The organism is Streptomyces boluensis (genome assembly GCF_009908195.1).
In the GTDB taxonomy this organism is placed as follows: Bacteria; Actinomycetota; Actinomycetes; order Streptomycetales; family Streptomycetaceae; genus Streptomyces; species Streptomyces boluensis.
Genome location: NZ_JAAAHS010000047.1, coordinates 1 through 22505, shown reverse-complemented (window position 1 = coordinate 22505; position 22505 = coordinate 1). Strand labels below are relative to the sequence as shown.

At 71.0% G+C, this 22505-nt stretch carries 18 protein-coding genes; 15 read left to right on the top strand and 3 right to left on the bottom strand.

The window, feature by feature from the left end:
• The first annotated feature begins 163 nt into the window (after positions 1-163).
• The 3 genes from GUY60_RS09350 (at position 164) to GUY60_RS09340 (ending at position 3770) form a co-directional block, all read left to right on the top strand.
• Entirely contained in the window at positions 164-1354 is a 1191-nt protein-coding gene (locus GUY60_RS09350; protein ID WP_312866233.1) for a VWA domain-containing protein, read from the top strand.
• Between the two features lie 131 nt (positions 1355-1485).
• Entirely contained in the window at positions 1486-3213 is a 1728-nt protein-coding gene (gene metG / locus GUY60_RS09345) for a methionine--tRNA ligase (protein WP_161695805.1), read from the top strand.
• An 80-nt stretch (positions 3214-3293) separates the two neighbouring features.
• Positions 3294-3770, top strand: a complete 477-nt coding sequence (locus tag GUY60_RS09340; protein WP_161695803.1) for a hypothetical protein — start codon at positions 3294-3296, stop codon at positions 3768-3770.
• 374 nt (positions 3771-4144) lie between these two features.
• On the opposite strand, the gene aspS is transcribed toward GUY60_RS09340, so the two are convergent.
• Complete coding sequence (gene aspS, locus GUY60_RS09335) at positions 4145-5911, bottom strand: aspartate--tRNA ligase (RefSeq protein ID WP_161695801.1); 1767 nt, start codon at positions 5909-5911, stop codon at positions 4145-4147.
• A 189-nt stretch (positions 5912-6100) separates the two neighbouring features.
• Between aspS and GUY60_RS09330 the strand changes: the two genes are divergently transcribed.
• From GUY60_RS09330 to GUY60_RS09315, 4 genes are all read left to right on the top strand, one after another.
• Positions 6101-8266, top strand: coding sequence for a SpoIIE family protein phosphatase (locus tag GUY60_RS09330; RefSeq protein ID WP_161695799.1), 2166 nt, complete (start codon positions 6101-6103; stop codon positions 8264-8266).
• A gap of 35 nt (positions 8267-8301) precedes the next feature.
• Positions 8302-8781, top strand: a complete 480-nt coding sequence (locus GUY60_RS09325; protein WP_161695797.1) for an SseB family protein — start codon at positions 8302-8304, stop codon at positions 8779-8781.
• Positions 8782-8896: 115 nt separating this feature from the next.
• Positions 8897-9850 (top strand): pirin family protein, encoded by a 954-nt coding sequence (locus tag GUY60_RS09320; protein ID WP_161695795.1) that lies wholly within the window; start codon positions 8897-8899, stop codon positions 9848-9850.
• Between the two features lie 95 nt (positions 9851-9945).
• Positions 9946-10851 carry a L,D-transpeptidase family protein gene (locus GUY60_RS09315; protein WP_312866232.1) on the top strand — a complete coding sequence of 302 codons (906 nt, stop codon included), beginning with the start codon at positions 9946-9948 and terminating at the stop codon, positions 10849-10851.
• 18 nt (positions 10852-10869) lie between these two features.
• On the opposite strand, the gene GUY60_RS09310 is transcribed toward GUY60_RS09315, so the two are convergent.
• On the bottom strand, positions 10870-12075 hold the full coding sequence (locus tag GUY60_RS09310) for a DUF5979 domain-containing protein (RefSeq protein WP_161695793.1): 1206 nt from the start codon (positions 12073-12075) through the stop codon (positions 10870-10872).
• A 225-nt stretch (positions 12076-12300) separates the two neighbouring features.
• Between GUY60_RS09310 and GUY60_RS09305 the strand changes: the two genes are divergently transcribed.
• The 7 genes from GUY60_RS09305 (at position 12301) to GUY60_RS09275 (ending at position 20029) form a co-directional block, all read left to right on the top strand.
• On the top strand, positions 12301-12732 hold the full coding sequence (locus tag GUY60_RS09305; protein WP_246234570.1) for a DUF6325 family protein: 432 nt from the start codon (positions 12301-12303) through the stop codon (positions 12730-12732).
• Positions 12733-12802: 70 nt separating this feature from the next.
• Positions 12803-13138, top strand: coding sequence for an SHOCT domain-containing protein (locus tag GUY60_RS09300; protein WP_223178673.1), 336 nt, complete (start codon positions 12803-12805; stop codon positions 13136-13138).
• A 50-nt stretch (positions 13139-13188) separates the two neighbouring features.
• Entirely contained in the window at positions 13189-14532 is a 1344-nt protein-coding gene (locus tag GUY60_RS09295; RefSeq protein ID WP_246234567.1) for a hypothetical protein, read from the top strand.
• Positions 14532-15551: a DUF389 domain-containing protein gene (locus GUY60_RS09290; protein ID WP_161695791.1), complete on the top strand. Its 1020-nt coding sequence runs from the start codon at positions 14532-14534 to the stop codon at positions 15549-15551. The genes GUY60_RS09295 and GUY60_RS09290 overlap by 1 nt, the downstream gene beginning before the upstream one ends.
• Before the next feature lie 76 nt (positions 15552-15627).
• Positions 15628-16695, top strand: coding sequence for an AI-2E family transporter (locus tag GUY60_RS09285; protein ID WP_161695789.1), 1068 nt, complete (start codon positions 15628-15630; stop codon positions 16693-16695).
• 120 nt (positions 16696-16815) lie between these two features.
• Positions 16816-18648 carry an acyl-CoA dehydrogenase gene (locus GUY60_RS09280; RefSeq protein WP_161695786.1) on the top strand — a complete coding sequence of 611 codons (1833 nt, stop codon included), beginning with the start codon at positions 16816-16818 and terminating at the stop codon, positions 18646-18648.
• Positions 18649-18733: 85 nt separating this feature from the next.
• Positions 18734-20029 (top strand): M18 family aminopeptidase, encoded by a 1296-nt coding sequence (locus GUY60_RS09275; RefSeq protein ID WP_161695784.1) that lies wholly within the window; start codon positions 18734-18736, stop codon positions 20027-20029.
• A gap of 7 nt (positions 20030-20036) precedes the next feature.
• Here the strand turns inward: GUY60_RS09275 and GUY60_RS09270 are convergent, their stop codons facing one another.
• A complete protein-coding gene (locus GUY60_RS09270; protein ID WP_161695782.1) occupies positions 20037-21827 on the bottom strand; it encodes an NHL domain-containing thioredoxin family protein in 1791 nt (596 codons plus the stop codon).
• A gap of 41 nt (positions 21828-21868) precedes the next feature.
• Here GUY60_RS09270 and GUY60_RS09265 point away from each other — a divergent pair, with 41 nt between their 5' ends.
• Positions 21869-22354 (top strand): LURP-one-related/scramblase family protein, encoded by a 486-nt coding sequence (locus GUY60_RS09265; RefSeq protein WP_161695780.1) that lies wholly within the window; start codon positions 21869-21871, stop codon positions 22352-22354.
• The last annotated feature ends 151 nt before the right edge of the window (positions 22355-22505 follow it).

Genomic DNA, 22505 nt, shown 5'->3' with positions numbered 1-22505 from the left:
ACGCCGGTCGCAAGACTCGGCACCCCCGGCCGAACCCGAGGTCACGGTGCCCGCACCGGCGACGGAGGCAGCGCCTCCGGTGGTCGAGGTGGCCATCCCGGAACCTTCCCGGGAACCGGAGCCCGAGCCGAAGCCGGAGCCCGAGCCGACGGCTACAGCTACGGTGCCGGAGCCTGCGGCGGAGCCGGAGCCCGAGCCGACGGCTACGGTGCCGACGCCTGCGGCGGAGCCGGTGGACGATCTGGTGTCCGCGGCCTTCGACAACCCGACCTTGGGCGCGGCACCGCCGGCTGACGAGGCCGACGAGGCGGAAGCCTCCGAGCAAAGTGACCCGGAACCGGAGGCTGTGCCCGAGGCCGAGGCCGAGCCCGCCCTGGCGGAGCCCGTCGCGGAAGCGGAACCGGCGGAACCGGCGGAACCGGCGGAGCCGGAAGCAGCGGACGAACCCGCAGTCGCCGACGTCGAGGAAGCCTCACAGGCAGACCCGACACCTGACGTCGAACCCGCACGGGTGACTGCGGGTGGGAACGATGACCCGGTCGAAGACCGGGTGCAGGACAACGAACCCGCACCCGCCGAAGAACCGGAACCCCAGCCGGAGCCGGCGCAAGCCGCAGCCCCGGTTGCCGAACCGGAACCGACCCCGGAGCCCGCCGCAGGCGAGAAGCCCGGCAAGCCCGCCACCACCCCGGCAAGGGTGAAGGCCACCGCCCCCACCCTCACCGCAGCGCACAAAGCCGCCGGAGCCGCGCTCAAGAAGAGGGAGCTGACGGGGGCACGAGCCTCCGTCTACCTCGTACTGGACCGCTCCGGCTCGATGCGTCCGTACTACAAGGACGGCTCCGCCCAGAACCTCGGCGAGCAGACCCTCGCCCTCGCCGCGCACCTGGACGAGGACGCCACCGTCGGCGTCGTCTTCTTCTCGACCGAGATCGACGGCACCGGCACCCTCGCCCTGGACGCGTACGACGGCCACGTCGACCAGCTGCACGCCGAGTGCGGCCGGATGGGACGTACGAACTACCACGTAGCCGTCGACGAGGTCGTCCGGCTGCACAAGGAGTCCGCGAACCCGTCGGGCCCCGCCCTGGTGGTGTTCCAGACGGACGGCGCCCCCGAGGTGAAGACCGCCGCGACGAAGGCGATCGCCGAGGCGCCGGAGAACCTGTTCTTCCAGTTCGTCGCGTTCGGTGAGCAGGACGCGAAGGCCTTCGACTTCCTGCGCAAGCTGGACGCGGACGAGACCGTCGGCAACGCCGCGTTCTTCCACGCGGGCCCGGTGCCGAAGGAGCTCACCGACGCCCAGCTGTACGCGGGCCTGCTCGCGAGCTGGCAGCCGGCCGTGCGCCCCTGACCGCAGCCGACCCGGCAGACAGCCGCCCGCCCCGGAAACTCGGGGCGGGCGGCTGCTCGCTGTCGGCTACGATTTCAAGGTTCCGTAGACGTCAACCGTCACTCTTCGTAGCGACTTGGGAGCAGCCCGCGATGGCTCGACACCTCATCACCAGCGCCCTTCCGTACATCAACGGGATCAAGCACCTGGGCAACATGGTGGGGTCCATGCTCCCGGCGGACGTGTACTCCCGGTACCTCCGCCAGCGTGGCCACGACGTCCTCTACATCTGCGCCACCGACGAGCACGGCACCCCCGCCGAGCTGGCCGCCAAGGAGCGGGGCCTGCCGGTCGCCGAGTTCTGCGCGCACGCGCACGACGCGCAGAAGGCGGTGTACGACGGCTTCGGTCTGGCCTTCGACCACTTCGGCCGCAGCTCGTCCCCGGAGAACGCCGAGCTCACCCAGCACTTCGCGCGCAAGCTGAAGGAGAACGGCTTCATCGAGGAGCGCGCGATCCGCCAGGTGTACTCCCCCGCGGACGGCCGCTTCCTGCCGGACCGGTACGTGGAGGGCACCTGCCCGCACTGCGGGTACGACAAGGCGCGCGGCGACCAGTGCGAGAACTGCACCCGCGTCCTGGACCCCACGGACCTGATCGCGCCGCGCTCCGCGATCTCCGGTTCCACCGAGCTCGAGGTCCGCGAGACCAAGCACCTCTTCCTGCTGCAGTCGAAGCTGCAGCACGAGGTCGAGGAGTGGGTCGCGGCGCACGAGGACGAGTGGCCGCACCTGGCCGCGTCCATCGCCCGCAAGTGGCTGACCGAGGGCCTGCACGACCGCGCGATCACCCGTGACCTGGACTGGGGCGTCCCGGTCCCGGCGGACACCTGGCCCGAACTCGCCGCCGAGGGCAAGGTGTTCTACGTCTGGTTCGACGCCCCGATCGAGTACATCGGCGCGACGAAGGAGTGGGCGGACGCCGCCCCTGACGGTGAGACCCGCGACTGGAAGTCGTGGTGGTACGAGCCCGAGGGCGCCGCCGACGTGCGGTACACGGAGTTCATGGCGAAGGACAACGTCCCGTTCCACACGGTGATGTTCCCGGCCACGGAGCTCGGCGTGCGCGAGCCGTGGAAGAAGGTCGACTACGTCAAGGCGTTCAACTGGCTGACGTACTACGGCGGAAAGTTCTCCACCTCGCAGAAGCGCGGCGTCTTCACCGACCAGGCCCTGGAGATCCTGCCGGCCGACTACTGGCGCTACTTCCTGATCGCCAACGCCCCGGAGTCCGACGACTCGTCGTTCACCTGGGAGCACTTCACGGCGACGGTCAACAAGGACCTGGCCGACACCCTCGGCAACTTCGTCAACCGCGTCCTGTCCTTCTCCAAGAAGCGCTTCGGCGAGGAGGTCCCGGCGGGTGCGGAGGCCGGGGAGGCGGAGACGAAGCTGGGCGCCGAGATCTCCACTCTCCTCGCCGAGTACGAGGCCCAGATGGAGGCCCTCCAGTTCCGCAAGGCCGCGGCCGCGCTGCGCGCCCTGTGGTCGGCGGGCAACTCCTACCTGGAGGAGAAGGCCCCGTGGCTGGAGATCAAGCAGGACCCTGAAGCCGCCGCGCTGACGCTGCGTACGGCGATGAACCTGATCCACCTGTACGCGGTGGTGTCCGAGCCGTTCATCCCGTCCTCGGCGGCCACGATGCGCGCCGCGTTCGCGCTCCCGGACGACACCGCCACCTGGGTCACCGCCGACGAGGCCCGCGCCCTGGACGCGGTCCCGGCCGGCACCCCGTTCACAGTCCCGCCGGTGCTGTTCGCGAAGCTCACGGACGACGACCTGGAGGCGTACAAGGAGCGCTTCGGCGGCACCGCGGAGTAGCCCGCCGAGCTTGTCGGCCCCTCTTGGTACAGTGCTGCGCTTGATCGACCCGTTCGATCACGTTCGATCAAGGGGGGGCCTTGAGCGCACAACTTCATTCAACTGCACGGCAGTTGGCGGCTGTTCTCTGGCAGCGGCACACCGTCTACCGCGAGCGCACCGGTGGCGTCGTCATCCGGGGCGAGCACGTGGAGCGCTGGATCAGCCTCGCGGCCGCGGGTACGCGCGGCGAGGTCCTGATCCGCGCGGGCCGCATCCTGGACGGCGGTACGACGGCACCGGCCCGCACCGAGGCCGTCGTACCCCTGGCGAGCGGTACGCATGAACTGGCCGCGGTCTGCCGCCGGTTGCTCGCCGACATCACCGTGGCCACGGAGCCACCGCCCGCCGCGAAGCCGAACAAGGCGAAGAAGGTGAAGCGGCCCGAGTACGGGAAGAACGCCGCGAGTCCGGCGAACCCCCGCCGTCGGCGGCGCACCGCCTCCTGGGTGCTCGGCACGGCGGCGGCCTGCACGGTCGTCCTGGTGGTGCTCACCGCGTACAGCTCGGCCCACTGAACGGCCTTGACCTGAAGTGTGGTTGAGGGAAGAAGCTAAGTGGTCCGACCTACCGCCGGACGGGCGGGAAGTCAGGCCTGCGGAGGCCACGTAAGACCGACCTTCACCGGTCGGCAGCGGCCTGTGAAACAGGAACCCGCGGTGGTACCGCGTAGCGGTACGGACCGGAATCACCTGCCCTCGGGCAAGTGAGGGCGTCAAGACACCGAGCTGCGCCGCACCCCCGCGGGCTGGCGCATCAGCCGGATGTCCGTCGAGGCCGTCTGGACCTCGGGGCAGCCGCCCGTACTCCCGCAGGCGCCCGCCGCGTGAGCGCACGCGAAAGGGCCCGGAACCGTGTGGTTCCGGGCCCTTTCGTCGTACGCGCTACCGCGTCACTTCTCCGAAACCGGCTTCCGCAGGCTGATGTTGAGCTCCCGCAGGCGGGACTCGTCCAGCTCCGTCGGAGCGCCCATCATCAGGTCCTGAGCGTTCTGGTTCAGGGGGAAGGCGATGGTCTCGCGGATGTTCGGCTCGTCCGCGAGGAGCATCACGATGCGGTCCACGCCGGGGGCGATGCCGCCGTGCGGCGGGGCGCCGAAGCGGAACGCGCGGAGCATGCCCGCGAACTCGGCCTCGACGGTCTCACGGTCGTAGCCCGCGATCTCGAAGGCCTTCAGCATGATGTCGGGCTCGTGGTTCCGGATCGCGCCGGAGGACAGCTCGATGCCGTTGCAGACGATGTCGTACTGCCAGCCGAGGATGTCGAGCGGGTCCTTCTCCTCCAGGTCCTTCATGCCGCCCTGGGGCATCGTGAAGGGGTTGTGGGAGAAGTCGATCCGGCCGGTGTCCTCGTCCTTCTCGTACATCGGGAAGTCCACGATCCAGGCGAAGCGGAACACGCCCTCCTCGAAGTGCCCGGCACGCTTGGCGGCCTCGACGCGGACGGCGCTCATGATCTTCGAGACCTCGTCGAACTCGCCCGCGCCGAAGAACACGGCGTGGCCGGGGACGAGGCCGAGGCGCTCGGTCAGCACCTTGACGTTCTCGTCGGTGAGGAACTTGGCGATCGGGCCGGTCAGCGAACCGTCCTCGGCGACGCGCACCCAGGCCAGGCCCTTGGCGCCGTGCTCGACCGCGTACTCACCGAGGCCGTCGAAGAACTTGCGGGACTGCGAGGCCGTGTCCGGCACCGGCAGCGCGCGCACGTGCTTGCCGGCGAAGGCCTTGAACTCGGAGCCCTCGAACACGTCGGTGATGTCGACCAGTTCGAGCCGGGCGCGCAGGTCCGGCTTGTCGTTGCCGTACTTCAGCATCGACTCGCGGAACGGGATGCGCGGGAACGGCGAGGTGACGTGGCGGCCGCCGCCGAACTCCTCGAACAGCTCGGTCATGAGCTTCTCGATCGGCTGGAAGACGTCCTCCTGCTCGACGAAGCTCATCTCGACGTCGAGCTGGTAGAACTCGCCCGGCGAGCGGTCGGCGCGGGCGTCCTCGTCGCGGAAGCAGGGCGCGATCTGGAAGTACCGGTCGAAGCCGGAGATCATCAGCAGCTGCTTGAACTGCTGCGGCGCCTGCGGGAGCGCGTAGAACTTGCCCGGGTTCAGGCGGGACGGGACGACGAAGTCGCGGGCGCCCTCCGGCGAGGTGGCCGTGAGGATCGGGGTCGCCATCTCGTTGAAGCCGAGCGCGACCATCTTCGAGCGGATCGAGGCGATCACGGCGCTGCGCAGCATGATGTTGCGGTGCATGCGCTCGCGGCGCAGGTCCAGGAAGCGGTACTCCAGGCGGCGCTCCTCGCCCACGCCGTCGTCCTGGTTGATCTGGAACGGGAGCTGCTGGGCCGCGCCCAGGACCTCGACCTCGCCGACCTCGACCTCGATCTCACCGGTGGCGAGCTCGGGGTTGACGTTCTCGGCGCCGCGCGAGATGACCTTGCCGTCGATGCGGACGACGGTCTCCTTGGAGAGCTTGTCGAGCGCCTCGAAGCCGGGGGTGTCGGGGCGGGCGACCAGCTGGACCAGGCCGTAGTGGTCGCGCAGGTCGATGAAGAGGATGCCGCCCAGGTCCCGGCGATTGTGCAGCCAGCCGCTCAGCCGGACGTCACTGCCGACGTCGGAGGCGCGGAGCTCGCCGCATGTGTGTGACCTGTACCGGTGCATCTTTTCTCTTCCACTTCTTCGCGTCGTTCGTCGCGAGACAGGCGGGAATCAACGCGAACCAGGTTACCGCCCGGCCCCGCCCGTCCTCCTTGCCATGGCCCTGCCAGGCTGCGATCCCCCGTCACGGCCTCTGTCCGCTGGTCCTCGCCTCGGTGGCGGCCTCTCCCGCAACCTTCTTAAAGTGGGGCAATGCGCACTCGCTCCCAGGACGCCGGAGCACCCCTGCCCCCCGCGGGCGACATCCTCGCGCTCATCGCTACCGGCTTCTGGCGCTGGGACAACGCGACCGGCCTCGTCACGCTCGACGCGGAGGCCGCCCGCCTGCTCGGGCTGCCCGCCGAGCCCGTGACCCTGTCGGAGGCGGGCGTGCGCTCCCGTTTCCACCCGGTGGACTGGAACGAGATCGACGGCGTGGTGAACCTGGCGGTCGCCGAGGGCACCCTCGCCGAGGCCCGGCTGCGCATCATGGACGAGCAGAACAAGGTGATCCGTACCGTCCGCAGCCGCTCCAAGCCGGTGATCCACGGTGCCGAGTACGAGCTGATCGGCACCCTGCAGGAGGTCAACGAACCTCAGCCGGGCAGCGCCGCCCGCACCCCCATCACCGGCGACTGGCGCCGCTCCCGCGAGGCGTTCCTGCTCGACGCGGGCCGGGCGCTCGCCGAGGCCCGCTCCACGGCCGAGGTGCTGCGGGTCGCGGCGGGCCTGTCGATGCCGGGGTTCGAGCCGGACGGGCTCGCGGTGTTCGGGGTGGCGGGCGACCGGCTGACGATCATCGGGCACCACGGACAGCAGGCCGGCGACGAGAGCCCGTTCACCGACATGGGCCTGACCACCGACTATCCGGCCGCCGACGTGGTGCGCAACGGCCGCGCCGTCTACCTCTCCTCACCCGCCGAGTACCGCAGCCGCTACCCGGTGACCTGGCCGCTCGCCGCCCGCTTCGGCCGGGAGTCCTGGGCGTTCCTGCCGCTGACCGTGGCGGGCCGCACGATCGGTGCCTGGATGGCGGCGTTCCGGTACCCGGTGCAGTTCACCCCGGACGAGCGTTCCGTGCTGACGACGGTGGCCCGGATGCTGGCGCAGGCACTGTCCCGCGCCGGGATCGCCGAGTCGGAGCGGGAGCTGACGGACGGGCTGCAGCGCTCGATGCTGCCGACGCTCGGCCCGGCCATCCCCGGCATGTCCCTGGCCGCCCGCTACGTGCCGACCGGCGGCGGGCTGCAGGTCGGCGGCGACTGGTACGACATGATCCCGCTGCCCGACGGCGACCGGATCGCCCTGGTCATCGGCGACGTCCAGGGCCATGACGTACGCGCCGCCGGCCTGATGGGCCAGCTCCGGATCGCGCTGCGCGCCTACGCCGCCGAGGGGCACCGCCCGGACGCGGTGCTCTCCCGCGCCTCCCGCTTCCTGACCGGCATCACCGACTCACCCGCGGACCGCCCCGGCGGCGGCCCCGGCACCCTCGCCACCGGCATCACCGACCCGCGCTTCGCGACCTGCCTGTACGTCGAGGTGGACCCGGCGACCGGGGTGCTTGAGATCGCGCGGGCCGGCCACCCCGACCCGGCGGTCCGGCTCGACGACGGCACCGTCGTGATGCGCGCGACGGCCGGCGGGCTGCCGCTCGGCCTCGACCCGGACAGCGACTACCCGACGACCCGGGTCGTCCTGGAGCCCGGCGAGACGATGATGCTGTGCACCGACGGCCTGATCGAGACCGGCGGCCACGACCTCGAAACCGGCTGGGCCCGGCTGCGTACGGTCCTGGAGCGGTACCAGGGCGACGGCCTCGAGCAGCTCGCCGACGAGCTGGTCCAGGCGGTGCACGGCCCCGGCTCGCACTACTCCACCGGACCGCTCGCCGACCGGCGCGAGGACGACATCGCGGTGGTGCTCCTCTGCCGCACCCCGCGGGTCCCGGGCGGCGTGGACGGCACCGGCCTGGCACCGCCCGTACGGCGCACCATGCTGACCGTCCGGCAGGCCGAGCCGGAACGCATCGCCGACGCCCGCCAGCAGTTGCGCGAGCTGCTGCACGACTGGTCCGAGCAGGAGCAGGTCGACTCGGCGGTCCTGATGGTCTCCGAGATGATGACCAACGTCCTGGTGCACACCGACGGCGACGCCCTGCTGCTCGTCGAGGCACGCGGCGAGGCCGGCGAGCGGCGGCTGCGTGTCGAGGTCGCCGACGCCAGCGACGAACTCCCGCACAGACGCCACCCCGGCGAACTCGCCTCGTCCGGCCGGGGGTTGGTGCTCATGGAGATCCTCGCCGACGCCTGGGGCGTGGCCCCGCGCGGCGAGGGCAAGTCGATCTGGTTCGAGCTGCACGAGTCCCCGGCTCCGTGAGCCACGCATGCCCGCCACCCAGTACGCTCGACGCCATGTACGGCTACGACCAGAGCACGGGCGCACAGCAGGGATACGCCCCGCCGCAGCCCCCGCCCCAGCAGCCCGGCGGCCCCGGGGCGTACGGCCAGCAGGCCCCGCTGTACCCGGAGCCGTCGCCGCCGTCGCTCGCGGACGCCGTGCGCGCCTTCACCACCGGCTCGATGTCCGCGGAGGACTTCCAGCAGATCTTCGCCACGTCGAAGGTGTACTGCCCGCGCGGCGACAACCCGGGCTTCCTGGCGCTGCACAACACCCAGCAGCCGGTGATCCCGATGTTCACCTCCCTCAAGGAGCTGCGGCAGTACGCGGGCAAGGAGTCCAAGTACTTCGTCATCACCGGCGCCGAGGTCATCGACCTGCTCCCGACGGGGTACGGCTTCGTGCTCGACATGGACGGCGAGCACCGCATGGTCTTCGACGCGAAGGCGGTCGAGCAGATGGTCGACTTCGCGATGCGCAGGATGTACGGCTGACGTTTCTTCGCACCGTTGTGGACGCCCGGGGGGAATTCCTCCCGGGCGTCTTCGCGTTAGGAGTGGCAAGAAGTTCATCGTTCAACTAAACTCGGAACACGAGGAGGTACCGACCATGCCTGCAGTGACCGTCGAGAACCCGCTGACCCTGCCCCGAGTGACCGCACCCGCCGACGCGACCCCGCGTCCGGTGCTCGCCGTGACGACCGCCCCGTCCGGCTTCGAGGGTGAGGGCTTCCCGGTGCGCCGCGCCTTCGCGGGCATCAACTACAAGCACCTCGACCCGTTCATCATGATGGACCAGATGGGCGAGGTGGACTACGCGCCGGGAGAGCCGAAGGGCACCCCCTGGCACCCGCACCGCGGCTTCGAGACCGTGACGTACCTGATCGACGGCACCTTCGTGCACCAGGACTCCAACGGTGGCGGCGGCACCATCCAGAACGGCGACACCCAGTGGATGACGGCCGGCAGCGGCCTGCTCCACATCGAGGCCCCGCCGGAGAGCCTCGTCACGTCCGGCGGCCTGTTCCACGGCCTCCAGCTGTGGGTCAACCTGCCGGCCTCCGACAAGATGATGGACCCGCGCTACCAGGACATCCGCGGCGGCCAGGTCCAGCTGCTCACCTCGCCCGACGGCGGCGCCCTGCTCCGCGTCATCGCGGGCGAGCTCGACGGCCACGACGGCCCCGGCATCACCCACACCCCGATCACGATGATCCACGCGACGGTACGGCCCGGCGCCTCGGTGACCCTGCCCTGGCGCTCGGACTTCAACGGCCTGGCGTACGTCCTGGCCGGGCGCGGCACCGTCGGCGAGGAGCGCCGCCCGATCCAGATGGGCCAGACCGCGGTCTTCGGCACGGGCTCGTCGCTGACCGTCCGCGCGGACGAGAAGCAGGACGGGCACACCCCCGACCTGGAGATCGTCCTGCTCGGCGGCCGCCCCATCCGCGAGCCGATGGCGCACTACGGCCCGTTCGTGATGAACAGCCACACCGAACTGGCCCAGGCCTTCGACGACTTCAAGGCCGGACGGCTCGGCACGGTCCCCGTGGCCGGGCACTGACGCCACCTCCGGCCGAGGCCGCGCATCCCCCTACCTCCTGCCCGACTTGTGCATCTTGTTCCTGACGGGTGTGCCGCCGAGGGCAGGAGGAGCGGGTGCGGGTGTGGCCGGGCAGGGCGCGGCAGGTCCTGGTTCTCGGTGTGGTGGCGCTGTTCTGCGGCAGTGGCGCGGCCGTCGGAGGCGAGCCGCCACCGCCCCGTCCGTCGCCGCACACACGGTCGGAGCTGCCGTTCGTCGAGGACACTCCCGATCAGGCACTGGCTCCCGACCGGGCGTTGATGCGGCGTCAGCAGGGGGCGGTGCGGCCCGGTGACCCCGGTGACCCCTTCCCGAAGTACGCGAAGTACCGGGACCTGGAGGAGCTGGAGACCGTTCCCGAAGCGGACAAGGGCAAGCACGAGCCGTACTGCACGAAGGCCGGCGGGCCGTACCAGAAGGAGATGGAGCGCCATCTGAAGCTGCGGCCGGCCGACGGGCGGCAGTCGCCCGCAGACTGCGCGGCGATCCAGGAGTTCCAGCGGAAGCACGACATCGCGCCGCGCACCGGGTACGCGGGCCCGCACACCTGGGGCACCGCGCGGCTCGCACGGGCGCGGAGCCGTCCGGATCAGGGCGGCAGGTGTCCCGTACGGGCCGGGCGGCGGGTGGCGTGCGTCGATCTGTCGCGGCAGTTGATGTGGGTGCAGCGGGGCCGGAAGGTCGTGTTCGGGCCGGCGCTCATCCGGTCGGGGAAGCCCGGCTACGAGACGCGTACCGGCATGTTCTCCGTGGATTGGCGCAGCGAGGAGCACACCTCCACGCTGTACGACGCGCCCATGCCGTTCGCCCAGTTCTTCTCCGGCGGGCAGGCGTTCCACGGCCGGTACCGGACGATCCACTACGAGCCCGGCTCGCACGGCTGCGTCAACCTCCGCTACCGGGACGCCGAACGCCTCTGGAAGACCCTGCGGACCGGGGACGCGGTGTTCGTGTACGGGCGCAAGCCACCTGCCCGGCCGTGACCGAAGGCCGTGTCCAGGTCAGCTCGCGTCCTTGTCCGGGGCGCCGCCGTCCGTTTCCGGCCGGGCGTCCGTGCCGTCGTTCCTGACCGTGACCGTGACCTCGCTGTCGGCGGCGACCTTGAAGACCGGAGCCCTGGTCGTGGTCCGGCCGTCCACCGTGTAGGTGACCTTCCAGCCCTCGGGCAGGTCCGCCGCGTCCTCGCGGACCACGCAGTACGCGTCGGCCCGCACCCCGGCCACCGTCACCGTCTCGCCGGGGCTCAGCTCGGCCCTTCCAGTCTTGGCGCCCTGGCACGCGTACGCCACCGTGAACGCGTCCGGGATCGGGCCGCCGTCCGGCCGGGCGACCTTCTTCGTCAGCTTGAAGCCGCCCGTGGCGGGCTCGACACCGGAGAAGTCGTTGCTGACGACGACGACGGCGCCCCGGTCCGGGCCCATCGTCACGCCGGGACCGGCCGCGCCCGAGGGGCGATAGGTCACCTCGGCGCCTGCCGGGAACGCGTCCGTGCCCTGTTCCTCGACGGTGCAGGTCGAGCCCTCGGGGATGCCCGTGACGAGGTGCCGCCCGTCCGGCAGATTGCCGATGCCGCCGCCCGCGCCGAACGTGAGCGTCGTCCCGGTGGGGGTGCCGCCACCCGGCGGGGTGCAGGTGACGTCCACGGTGTAGCCGTCGGGCAGCGGCTCGGCCGCACCGCCCTCCGGGGCCGTCACCCGCTTGAGGACCAGGAGAGCGTCGTCGAGGTCGCGCTGCTCCTCGAAGTGGTAGCAGATCAGGTAGTGGCTGACGTCGGCCACGTTCCCGCCGGAGTTCTTCGGCGAGATGTAGTTCTGCGGCGACGCCAACTCCGGTGGTACGTACGGAGATTCGTAGACGTTGGCGCCCTCGCCGCCCTTGACCACGACCGCGTCGACCACGACTCCGGCCGACCGGCCCTCCGCGGTGATGTCGACCTGGACCTTCGTGGGACTCGACCCGGTGCCGGTGCCCCGTACGTACGCGTCGCCCGCGTCCTCGTTCCCCTCGCCGTAGACCTGCACGTCGTCCGGGTAACCGGCCTGCGCGCAGTGCGCGACGTTGTCGGGGACGAAGCGCGCGCGGGGGTCGGACGGTTCGGTGCCCGGCGGGTCGAGCGCGGGCGCGGCGTACGCGGAGGCCGCGCCGAGCAGCAGCGCGGCGAGGACGGAGACGAGGGCGCCGGCGGTGTGCGCTGCTCTGTCGGTCATGGAGCAACGGTCCGACGCGGACCGCTCCGCGGCCGTGGCTGAGGTCCGGATGGCGGTACGAGGCACCTCGCGCGGGGCACATCGGCACCGGCGGCCACGTCCCCGACGGTCACGGCGACGGCCGCCTTCCATGAAGTGCGGGATGCGGGGCGCGGTGCACAGAATTGCGGGGCACCGCTCGATCAGCCCCTCGACCCGATCAGCACCGCTCGAAAGGACCGACTCATGGACATGGGCCTGGGCCCGGTGGAGTACCTCGTCATCGTCTTTCCGGGAAGCCGTTTCACCGGTGCGATCGCCCCCGCGCTCACCGACGCCGTCGCGGCACGCACGGTCCGGATCCTCGACCTGACCTTCGTACGGCGGACGGACGACGGCGCCCTGGAGCACATCGAGCTCCAGGACCTCGACGCCGACGAGCTGGGCCGCCTCGACCCCGTGGAGGGCAGGGTCCGCGCCCTGTTGAACGAGGACGACATCCAGGCGCTCGGGCAGCGGGTGCCGCCGGGCAGTTCGGCCGCGCTGATCGTGTGGGAGGACCTCTGGGCCAAGCCGCTCGCGGACGCGGTCCGCGAGGCGGGCGGCGAGGTCGTCGCCCACGAGCGCATCCCCGCGACGGTGGCCGGCCACGCGATGACGGCAGCCCTGTCGCACTGAGCCTGTTCCGTTCCGTTCCGTTCAGCCCGCCCCGCCCCGCTCCCGTACGACTCGTGGAAGGGATCGACCCATGCCGCTTTTCGGAGGCCCCCTCAACCGCCGCGGCCCCGGCCTGCTCGGCGCCATGGCCCGTACCGCCGTCGTGGCGGGCACCGCGTCGGCGGTCAGCGGACGTGTGCAGCGCCACCAGCAGGAGAAGTTCGCGCAGGACGAGGCCCGCGAGGCCGCCGTCGACCAGGCGCGGTATGAGCAGGAGTACGCGCGGCAGCCGACCGCGCCCACCGCTCCACCCGCGGGCGGAGCGGATGTGCTCGACCAGCTGGAACGCCTGGCCGAGCTCCAGCGCCAAGGAGTGCTCACCGAGGCGGAGTTCGCCGCGCAGAAGGCCAGGATCCTCGGAGCGTGACGCGATCGGCCGGCGGTCGAAAAGCCCGTACGGCGCGAGAAGGAGACGACATGGCGGCAGACGACGGGATGTCCCAAGAGGCCGACGATCAGGCCGAGTTGGCGCGGTTGCGTGGCCGGGTGGCCGCCCTGGAGAGCGATCGGTCGAGCGGCCGGCGGCACCGGGGGCGCTCCGCGCTCGCGATCGTCTGCCTCGTGCTCGGCTGTCTCCTCGCGCCCCTCGGTGTCGTCGCGTCCTGGGCGGCCGACGAAGTGGGCGACACGGACCGCTACGTGGATACCGTCGGGCCGCTCGCCTCCCACCCCGATGTGCAGGACGCGGTCGCGAAGCGCGCCACCGACGCCCTGATGCGGCGGATCGACCTGTCCGCCCTGCTGTCCGACCTCCCCGCGCAGGACCGCCCGCGCCTGGAGAAGGCGCTCGGCAGCCTCGGCGACTCCCTGGAGGACGCGGTACGGAGCTTCGTACAGGACAGGGCACGTGACATCGCCGCGTCGGACGCGTTCGAGGACATCTGGAAGCAGGCCAACCGCCAGGCCCACAGCGCGCTCAACAAAGCGCTGACCGGAAGCGGCGGCGGGGCCGTGGAGCTGAAGGGCGACGACGTCACCCTCGACCTGGCCCCCCTCGTCGAGCGCGTCAAACAGCGCCTCGTCGACCGGGGGATGACGGTGGCGGAACGGATCCCGGAGATCCACACCGACTTCACGCTCGTCTCCTCGGAGAAGATCGCCGAGGCCAGGACCTACGTACGTCTGCTGCAACTGGCCGGGAACTGGCTGCCCGTGCTCGCCCTCGTCCTCGTCGCGGCGGGCGTGCTGCTCGCGGTACGCAGACGGCGGGCACTCGTCGCCGGTGCGCTGGCGGTCGCCGTGACCACCGGGCTGCTCGGCATCGGCCTGCGCGTCTTCCGGGCCCTGTACCTGGACCGCCTGCCCGCGGACGCCTCGCCGGACGCGGCCGCCGCGGTGTACGACGCGATGACGCGCTTCCTGGCCACCACGGTGCGCATGGTCGTCGCCGTGGCCGTCGTCGTCGCGCTCGCGGCGTGGCTCACCGGTCCCGGCCGGCACGCCACCGTGGTGCGCGGCGTGTGGACCTCGGGCATCGGTGCCGCACGGGCCACGGCGGACCGGGCCGGGCTGCGCACCGGACCGGTGGGGCGCTTCGTCGGCGGCCACCGTGCGTGGATCACCTGGGTACTGGTCGCCGCCGCGCTGCTCGTGCTGCTGCTCTGGTCGTACCCGACCGGCTGGGTCGTCGTCGGCCTCGCGCTGTGCCTGCTGTTCCTGCTGGCGGTCGTCGAGTTCCTGAGCGGGACGGGAGCGGGAGCGGACGACGGCCTGTCGGACGACGGCCTGCCGGGCGGGAACAACCAGGAGGAGCAAGGCTGATGGCCGCGGTCGACGCGGCCGCCGTACAGCGGATGACCGAGGCGCTGTTCATCGAGCGCGGACTGCGCAGCACCGGCTCGACGCGGTTCTGGGGGCTGCTCGTCCTGGCGTCGGTCATCGCGAGCGCGGGTGTGGTGGCCGACTCCACCGCGACCGTCATCGGAGCGATGATCGTGGCCCCGCTGATGACACCGATCCTCGGCAGCGCGCTCGCCCTCGTACTCGCCGAGCGTTCACAGGTGATGCGGTGCGCGCTCCTCGTCGTCGGCGGCGCCCTGGCCGTGGTGGCGGTCGGCATGCTGCTCGGCTGGATCGCCGCGCCACCGGACGAGTTCGCCTCCAACAGCCAGGTGTCCTCGCGGATCAGTCCGCGCCTCATCGACCTGCTCGCCGCGCTCGCCACCGGTACCGTCGGCGCGTTCGCGCTGGTCCGCACCGATATCTCCGACACGCTGCCGGGTGTCGCGATCGCCATCTCCCTTGTACCGCCGCTCGCCGTGACCGGGCTGCTCGTCACGGTCGGCCGGTTCCACGACGCCGGCGAGTCCGCGCTCCTGTTCGCGACCAACGTGGCCGCCATCGTCGCCACCGGCACCGTCGTGTTCCTGGTGTACGGGATCCGGGGCGCGGCCCAGGACGCCGGGCTGAGCGTGGGCCGGCTCCGCGGCCGCACCCTGGCCGCCGTCGCGGCGGTCGTCCTGCTGATCGCGGTCCCGCTGACCACCGGCACGGTGACCGTCGCCCGCGACCGCGCGCTCGCCGCCGACGCCCGGCCGGTCGCCGAGCGGTGGGCGGCGACCGGAAAGTGGCAGATCGCCTCGGTGGAGGCCCGCAACGGCATCGTCGTGATCGGCGTACTCGGACTGCCGCCCCAGCCCGCGCCGACGGTGCTGCGCGCGGCGCTCGACCGGAACGGCATGCGGGACGCCGACCTCGAACTCCACCTGGTGGGCGGCCGCACCCACTGGTGCCCGTCGGACACGGACACCTGCACGGTCGAGCAGAGCGCGCGCAGCTGACCGGCCCCGTACGGGCACGTCACCCGGGCGGCCGACCGGACATGCCGGGCCTCCCGCACCGTGGTGACCTGCACAGGTGCAGCAGCTGCTCCCCACTCCCGTCCGCAAGCTCGCCGCCTGGTGTGCCGCGACCCTGCTCATCGCCGCCGTGGCCGCCCTCGGGATCTGGCTCTGCGTCACCCTGAAGACCGCCGTCACCCCCGTCCTGCTCGCGCTCCTCGGTACGGCCCTGCTCGGCCCGCTCTACCGGCGGCTCCTCGCGATGCACGTCAACAAGTCGCTGGCCGCCGGGCTCACTTGTCTCGCCGTGCTCGTCGTCGTCGGCGGCGCGGGATACATCGTGGTCAGCGCCCTGATCGACAGCGGCGACCAGATCATCTCCGCGCTGCGCGAGTCCGCCCAGTCGTTCGCCGAGCACTTCGGCGCCGCGGGCACGACCCTCGACGACCTGGCGAAGAACTCCAAGGACCTGCTGTCGAAGTTCGGCAGTACGGCGGCCTCCGGGGTGATCAGCGGCGTCAGCGTCCTCGGCGAGATGATCGCCATGGCCGTGCTCGCGCTGCTGCTCGTCTTCTTCTTCCTGCGCGACTCCTCCCGCGCCGTCACCGCCCTGCACACGCTGGCCCCACGCCGCGGCAGCGCCCTGGAGAAGATGGGCCGCACCGCGTTCGAGGCCATCGAAGGGTTCATGCGCGGCACCACCCTGATCGCCCTGATCGACGCCCTGTGCATCACCGTCGGCCTGCTGATCCTCGATGTCCCGGGCGCGGTCGGGCTCGGCGCGCTCGTGTTCGTCGGGGCGTACATCCCGTATCTCGGCGCGTTCATCTCGGGCGCCGTGGCCGTGCTCGTGGCGCTCGCCGACCGGGGGCTCGCGATCGGGCTGTGGGTGCTCGGCGTCGTACTCGCCGTACAGGTCCTCGAAGGGCATGTGCTGCAGCCGATGATCCAGAGCCGCACCGTGCAGATGCATCCGGCGGTCGTGATGCTGGCGATCACCGCGGGCGCCTCGGTGGCCGGGATCCTCGGCATGCTGCTCGCGGTGCCGCTGACCGCGGCGGCCTTCGGGATCTTCTCCGAGCTGCGCACGCATTACGCGACCGAGCCGCCGCAAGCGACCGCGCCGGACAAGTCCGTCGATTAGAGCCTCGTCACAGTTCCCGGCTCAGGGGTTGCGCCTTATTACCGACGGGTAGCATCATCGTAGCTACTTGCTGGTACGTGTAAGAGGACCCGCCTCCCAAGCCTTTACGGAGCCGTCGCCATGGGGCACTACAAGTCGAACCTCCGGGACATCGAGTTCAACCTCTTCGAGGTACTCGGTCGCGACAAGCTGTACGGCAGCGGCCCGTTCGCGGAGATGGACACCGAGACCGCGAAGAGCGTCCTGTCGGAGCTCACCCGCCTCGCCGAGAACGAGCTGGCCGAGTCCTTCGCGGACGCCGACCGCAACCCGCCGGTCTTCGACCCGGAGACCAACACCGCGCCGGTCCCCGCGTCCTTCAAGAAGTCCTACAAGGCCTTCATGGACTCCGAGTACTGGCGCCTCGGCCTGCCCGAGGAGATCGGCGGCACCACCGCCCCGCCGTCCCTGATCTGGGCCTACGCGGAACTGATCCTCGGCGCCAACCCGGCCGTCTGGATGTACTCCTCCGGCCCCGCCTTCGCGCGGATCCTCTTCGAGGAGGGCACCGAGGAGCAGAAGAAGTGGGCGCAGATCGCGGTCGACAAGACCTGGGGCTCGACCATGGTCCTGACCGAGCCGGACGCCGGTTCGGACGTCGGCGCCGGCCGCACCAAGGCCGTGCAGCAGGCGGACGGCTCCTGGCACATCGAGGGCGTCAAGCGCTTCATCACGTCCGGTGAGCACGACATGGAGGAGAACATCCTCCACTACGTCCTCGCCCGCCCCGAGGGCCACGGCCCCGGCACCAAGGGCCTCTCCCTCTTCCTCGTACCGAAGTTCCACTTCGACTTCGAGACCGGCGAGCTGGGCGAGCGCAACGGCGTCTACGCCACCAACGTCGAGCACAAGATGGGCCTCAAGGCCTCCAACACGTGCGAGATGACCTTCGGCGACCAGGCCGACAACCCGGCCGTCGGCTGGCTCATCGGTGACAAGCACGAGGGCATCCGCCAGATGTTCCGCATCATCGAGTTCGCTCGCATGATGGTCGGCACGAAGGCGATCTCCACGCTGTCGACGGGCTACCTCAACGCCCTCGAGTACGCCAAGGAGCGCGTCCAGGGCACCGACCTGTCGCAGTTCATGGACAAGACCGCGCCCAAGGTCACCATCACGCACCACCCCGACGTGCGCCGCTCCCTGATGACGCAGAAGGCGTACGCGGAGGGCATGCGCGCCCTCGTCCTGCACACCGCCTCCGTCCAGGACGAGATCGCGCTCGGTGAGGCCTCCGGCGAGGACACCAAGGCGCTCGAGGCCCTCAACGACCTGCTCCTGCCCATCGTCAAGGGCTACGGCTCCGAGAAGGGCTACGAGCAGCTCGCGCAGTCCCTGCAGACCTTCGGCGGCTCCGGCTTCCTGCAGGAGTACCCGATCGAGCAGTACATCCGGGACGCCAAGATCGACACCCTCTACGAGGGCACCACGGCCATCCAGGGCCAGGACTTCTTCTTCCGGAAGATCGTCCGCAACCAGGGCGCCGCGCTGAACTCCCTCGCCGAGGACATCAAGAAGTTCCTCGCCGTCGGCACCGGCGGCGACGAGCTCGCCACCGCCCGCGAGCAGCTCGCCAAGGCCGCCGTCGAGCTGGAGGCCATCGTCGGCCTCATGCTGACCGACCTCGCGGCCACCGAGAAGGACGTCAAGAACATCTACAAGGTGGGCCTCAACAGCACCCGCCTCCTGATGGCCTCCGGTGACGTCGTCGTCGGCTACCTGCTGCTCCGCGGCGCGGCCGTGGCCGCCGAGAAGCTGGAGACCGCGTCCACCAAGGACAAGGCGTTCTACACCGGCAAGATCGCGGCCGCGAAGTTCTTCGCCGCCAACGTCCTGCCCGGCGTCACCGGCGCGCGCAAGCTCGCCGAGGGCGTGGACCTGGACCTGATGGAGCTGGACGAGGCCGCGTTCTAGCCGACGCCCCTTCCCCCTTGCTCAAGTTCGCGGGCCCCCTCCCTTCCCCGGGAGGGGGCCCGCGCTCGTCGTTAAGGTGAACACCATGAGCTCAACGCCCTCCCGGTTCGACCGCGGACACACCGACGACCTGATGACCTTCCTCACCGCGAGCCCCTCGCCGTACCACGCGGTGGCGAGTGTGGCCGAGCGGCTCGAGAAGGCCGGTTTTCGGCAGGTCCTGGAGACCGACGCCTGGGACGGGACGAGCGGCGGCAAGTACGTGCTCCGCGGCGGCGCCGTGATCGCCTGGTACGTGCCCGAGGGCGCCGACCCGCACACCCCGTTCCGGATCGTGGGCGCCCACACCGACTCCCCGAACCTGCGGGTCAAGCCGCTGCCCGACACCGGTGCGCAGGGCTGGCGCCAGGTCGCCGTGGAGATCTACGGCGGGCCGCTGCTCAACTCCTGGCTCGACCGCGACCTGGGCATCGCCGGACGCCTCTCGCTCCGCGACGGCTCGACCCGCCTGGTCAACGTCGACCGGGCGCTCCTTCGCGTACCGCAGCTGGCCATCCACATGGACCGGTCCATCTACGAGAAGGGCCTCCAGCTCGACAAGCAGAAGCACATGCAGCCCATCTGGGGCCTCGGTGACGTGCGCGAGGGCGACCTGATCCGCTTCCTGGAGGAGGAGAGCGGGCTGCCCGCGGGCTCGGCCACGGGCTGGGACCTGATGACCCACTCCGTCGAACCGCCCGCCTACCTGGGCCGCGACCGGGAGCTCCTCGCCGGTCCCCGGATGGACAACCTGCTCTCCGTGCACGCCGGTACGGCCGCGCTCACCGCGGTCGCCGCCACCGACGGCCTCCCGTACATCCCGGTCCTCGCCGCCTTCGACCACGAGGAGAACGGCTCCCAGTCCGACACCGGCGCCGACGGCCCGCTCCTCGGCTCGGTGCTCGAACGGTCGGTGTACGCGCGCGGCGGCAGCCACGAGGACAAGGCCCGCGCCTTCGCCGGTACCGTCTGCCTCTCCTCGGACACCGGGCACGCCGTGCACCCCAACTATGCGGAGCGGCACGACCCGACGCACCTGCCGCGCGCCAACGGCGGGCCGATCCTCAAGGTCAACGTCAACAACCGGTACGCCACGGACGGTTCGGGCCGAGCGGTGTTCGCCGCCGCGTGCGAGCGGGCCGCCGTGCCGTTCCAGTCGTTCGTGTCCAACAACTCGATGCCCTGCGGCACCACCATCGGCCCCATCACGGCGGCCCGGCACGGCATCAGGACCGTCGACATCGGCGTGGCGATCCTGTCGATGCACAGCGCCCGCGAACTCTGCGGCGCCGACGACCCGTTCCTCCTGGCGAACGCCCTGTCGGCGTTCCTCGCGGGCTGAGACTCCCTCAGGCGTCCAGACCCGCGAGCACCAGCGGCAGCCGGTCCGTCCCGCTCTCCGTGAGACGGACCGGCACACCCCAGTCCTGCTGGTGCACATGGCAGGCCGGGTACTCGTTCTCCGGATCGTCGTCGCAGCTCGCCGCCATCGCCGAGACGTGCAGGACGCCCTCCTCCACCTCGGGGTTGAGCCTCAGGCCACGGGCGAGATCCGTGCCCGCACCCTCGCCGTCGAGCAGCAGCTCGGGCGGGGTCGAGGAGACCAGGAGCCGCGTCGAGGGACCGTACCGGGTGTCGAGCTTCTGGCCCTTCGGCGCTTGGAACACCACGTCCAACTGGAGCGCGCCGGGCGCCACTTCGGCGGCCGCGCGCTGCGTGCGGTGCGCGACGGACTCCACCCGCACCGCCTCGTCGGGCAGCCGAAGCCGGGTGAGGCGGTGCCGCGCCGACTCGACGACCACGACGTCCTCGCCCACCACGACCGCGTCGCTCGGCTCCCGCAAGTCCGTCGCAAGAGTGGTGACCTCACCGCTCGCCGGGTCGAAGCGGCGCAGCGCGTGGTTGTACGTGTCGCTGACCGCGACCGAGCCGTCCGGCAGCGCGGTGACGCCCAACGGGTGCTGCAGCAGGGCCTGTTCGGCGGCGCCGTCGCGGTGCCCGAAGTCGAAGAGTCCGGTGCCGACGGCGGTGTGCACGGTGCGGTCGGTGCCGATCCAGCGCAGTGCGCTCGTCTCCGAGTCGGCGATCCACAGCCGGTCCCCGGTCGCCGCGAGCCCGGACGGCTGCGCGAACCACGCCTCACCGGCCGGCCCGTCGACCAGCCCTTCATTGGTGGTACCGGCCGCGACCCGCACTGTCCCGGCCTCCGGGTCGTACGTCCACAGCTGGTGCACACCCGCCATCGCGATCCACACGAGCCCGTCGAAGTACGCCACGTCCCAGGGCGAGGAGAGGTTCACCTCGCGCGCCGGGCCCGCGGTGGGCTCGCCCTGCATCCACTGCCGCCCGGTGCCCGCGACCGTCTCCACGGCGCCGGTCTCCGGGTCGTACGTACGCAGCGCGTGGTTGACCGTGTCCGCGACGACGACCAGGCCTCCGGGCAGCAGCGCGAGCCCTTGCGGTTCGCTGAACTCGCCCGCGCCGAAGCCCCGTTCACCACTGCCGACCCGCCGTACGACCGTCTCGCCGTCGCCCTCCAGCTCGACCAGCTGGTGCCGGGTCGAGTCGGAGACCAGGAAGTTCCCGGACGGCAGCAGCAGCGCCTTGCCGGGGAACCGCAGATCGGTGGCGACCGGCTCCGGCGGTACGTACGGCCCGTCACCGCGGCGCAACGTGCCCTTCGCCGCGTGCTCCGCCTCCAGCTCCTCGACCAGCTTCCCGATGGCGTGCGCGTGCCCCTCGCCCGCGTGCTGGGCGACCACATACCCCTCGGGGTCGATCACGACGAGCGTGGGCCAGGCCCGCACCGCGTACTGCTTCCAGGTGGCGAGCTCCGGGTCGTCGAGCACCGGGTGATGCACCTCGTACCGCTCGACAGCGTCGACGACGGCCTGGTGCTCGGCCTCGTGCACGAACTTCGGGGAGTGCACACCGATGATCACGACGGTGTCGGCGTGCTTCTGCTCCAGCTCGCGGAGCTCGTCGAGTACGTGCAGACAGTTGATGCAGCAGAAGGTCCAGAAATCCAGGACGACGATGCGTCCCCGCAGGTCAGCGAGGGTGTACTGCCGATCTCCTGTGTTCAGCCAGCCGCCCTTGCCGATCAGCTCGGGGGCCCGAACGCGTGCACGTGTAGCCATATCCCCATCCAACCTCATACGGACGGGTACGCATTCCCGGCATGAAATACCTCGTACGCGACCGCGTCTTCGGCATCGGGGACGACTACTGGATCGAGGACGAGCATGGCCGTAAGGCCTTCCTCGTCGACGGGAAGGCGATGCGGCTGCGCGAGACCTTCGAGTTGAAGGACACGCAGGGCAACGTGCTCATCGACATCCGCAAGAAGGTGCTCGCGCTGCGCGACACCATGGCCATCGAGCGGGGCGACCAGGCCCTCGCCACGGTCCGCCGCAAGCGGCTCTCGCTGCTGCGCAACCACTATTGCGTGACGCTGGTCGAGGGCACGGTGCTGGACGTCAGCGGCAGGATCCTGGACCGGGAGTTCGCGGTCGAGTACGACGGTGAACTCCTCGCCGAGATCTCCCGCCGCTGGCTGACCTTCCGGGACACGTACGGCGTCAACGTGGTCCGCGAGGACGCCGACCCGGCGCTGCTGATCGCGATCACGGTGTGCGTGATTCGGCTGGCGGAACGGGAGGGCTGATTTATCAGCCCCTCCGGCGTTTGAGGAGGCCCGTCCGGCGTGGGCATCTTCGCGGTGATCGCGTTCTGGCTGCGCGGGCTCGTCGCCGGTGTGCTGACGTTCGCGGGCTTCACGCTGATCATCTCGATGGACCTCTGGGACTGTCTCTTAT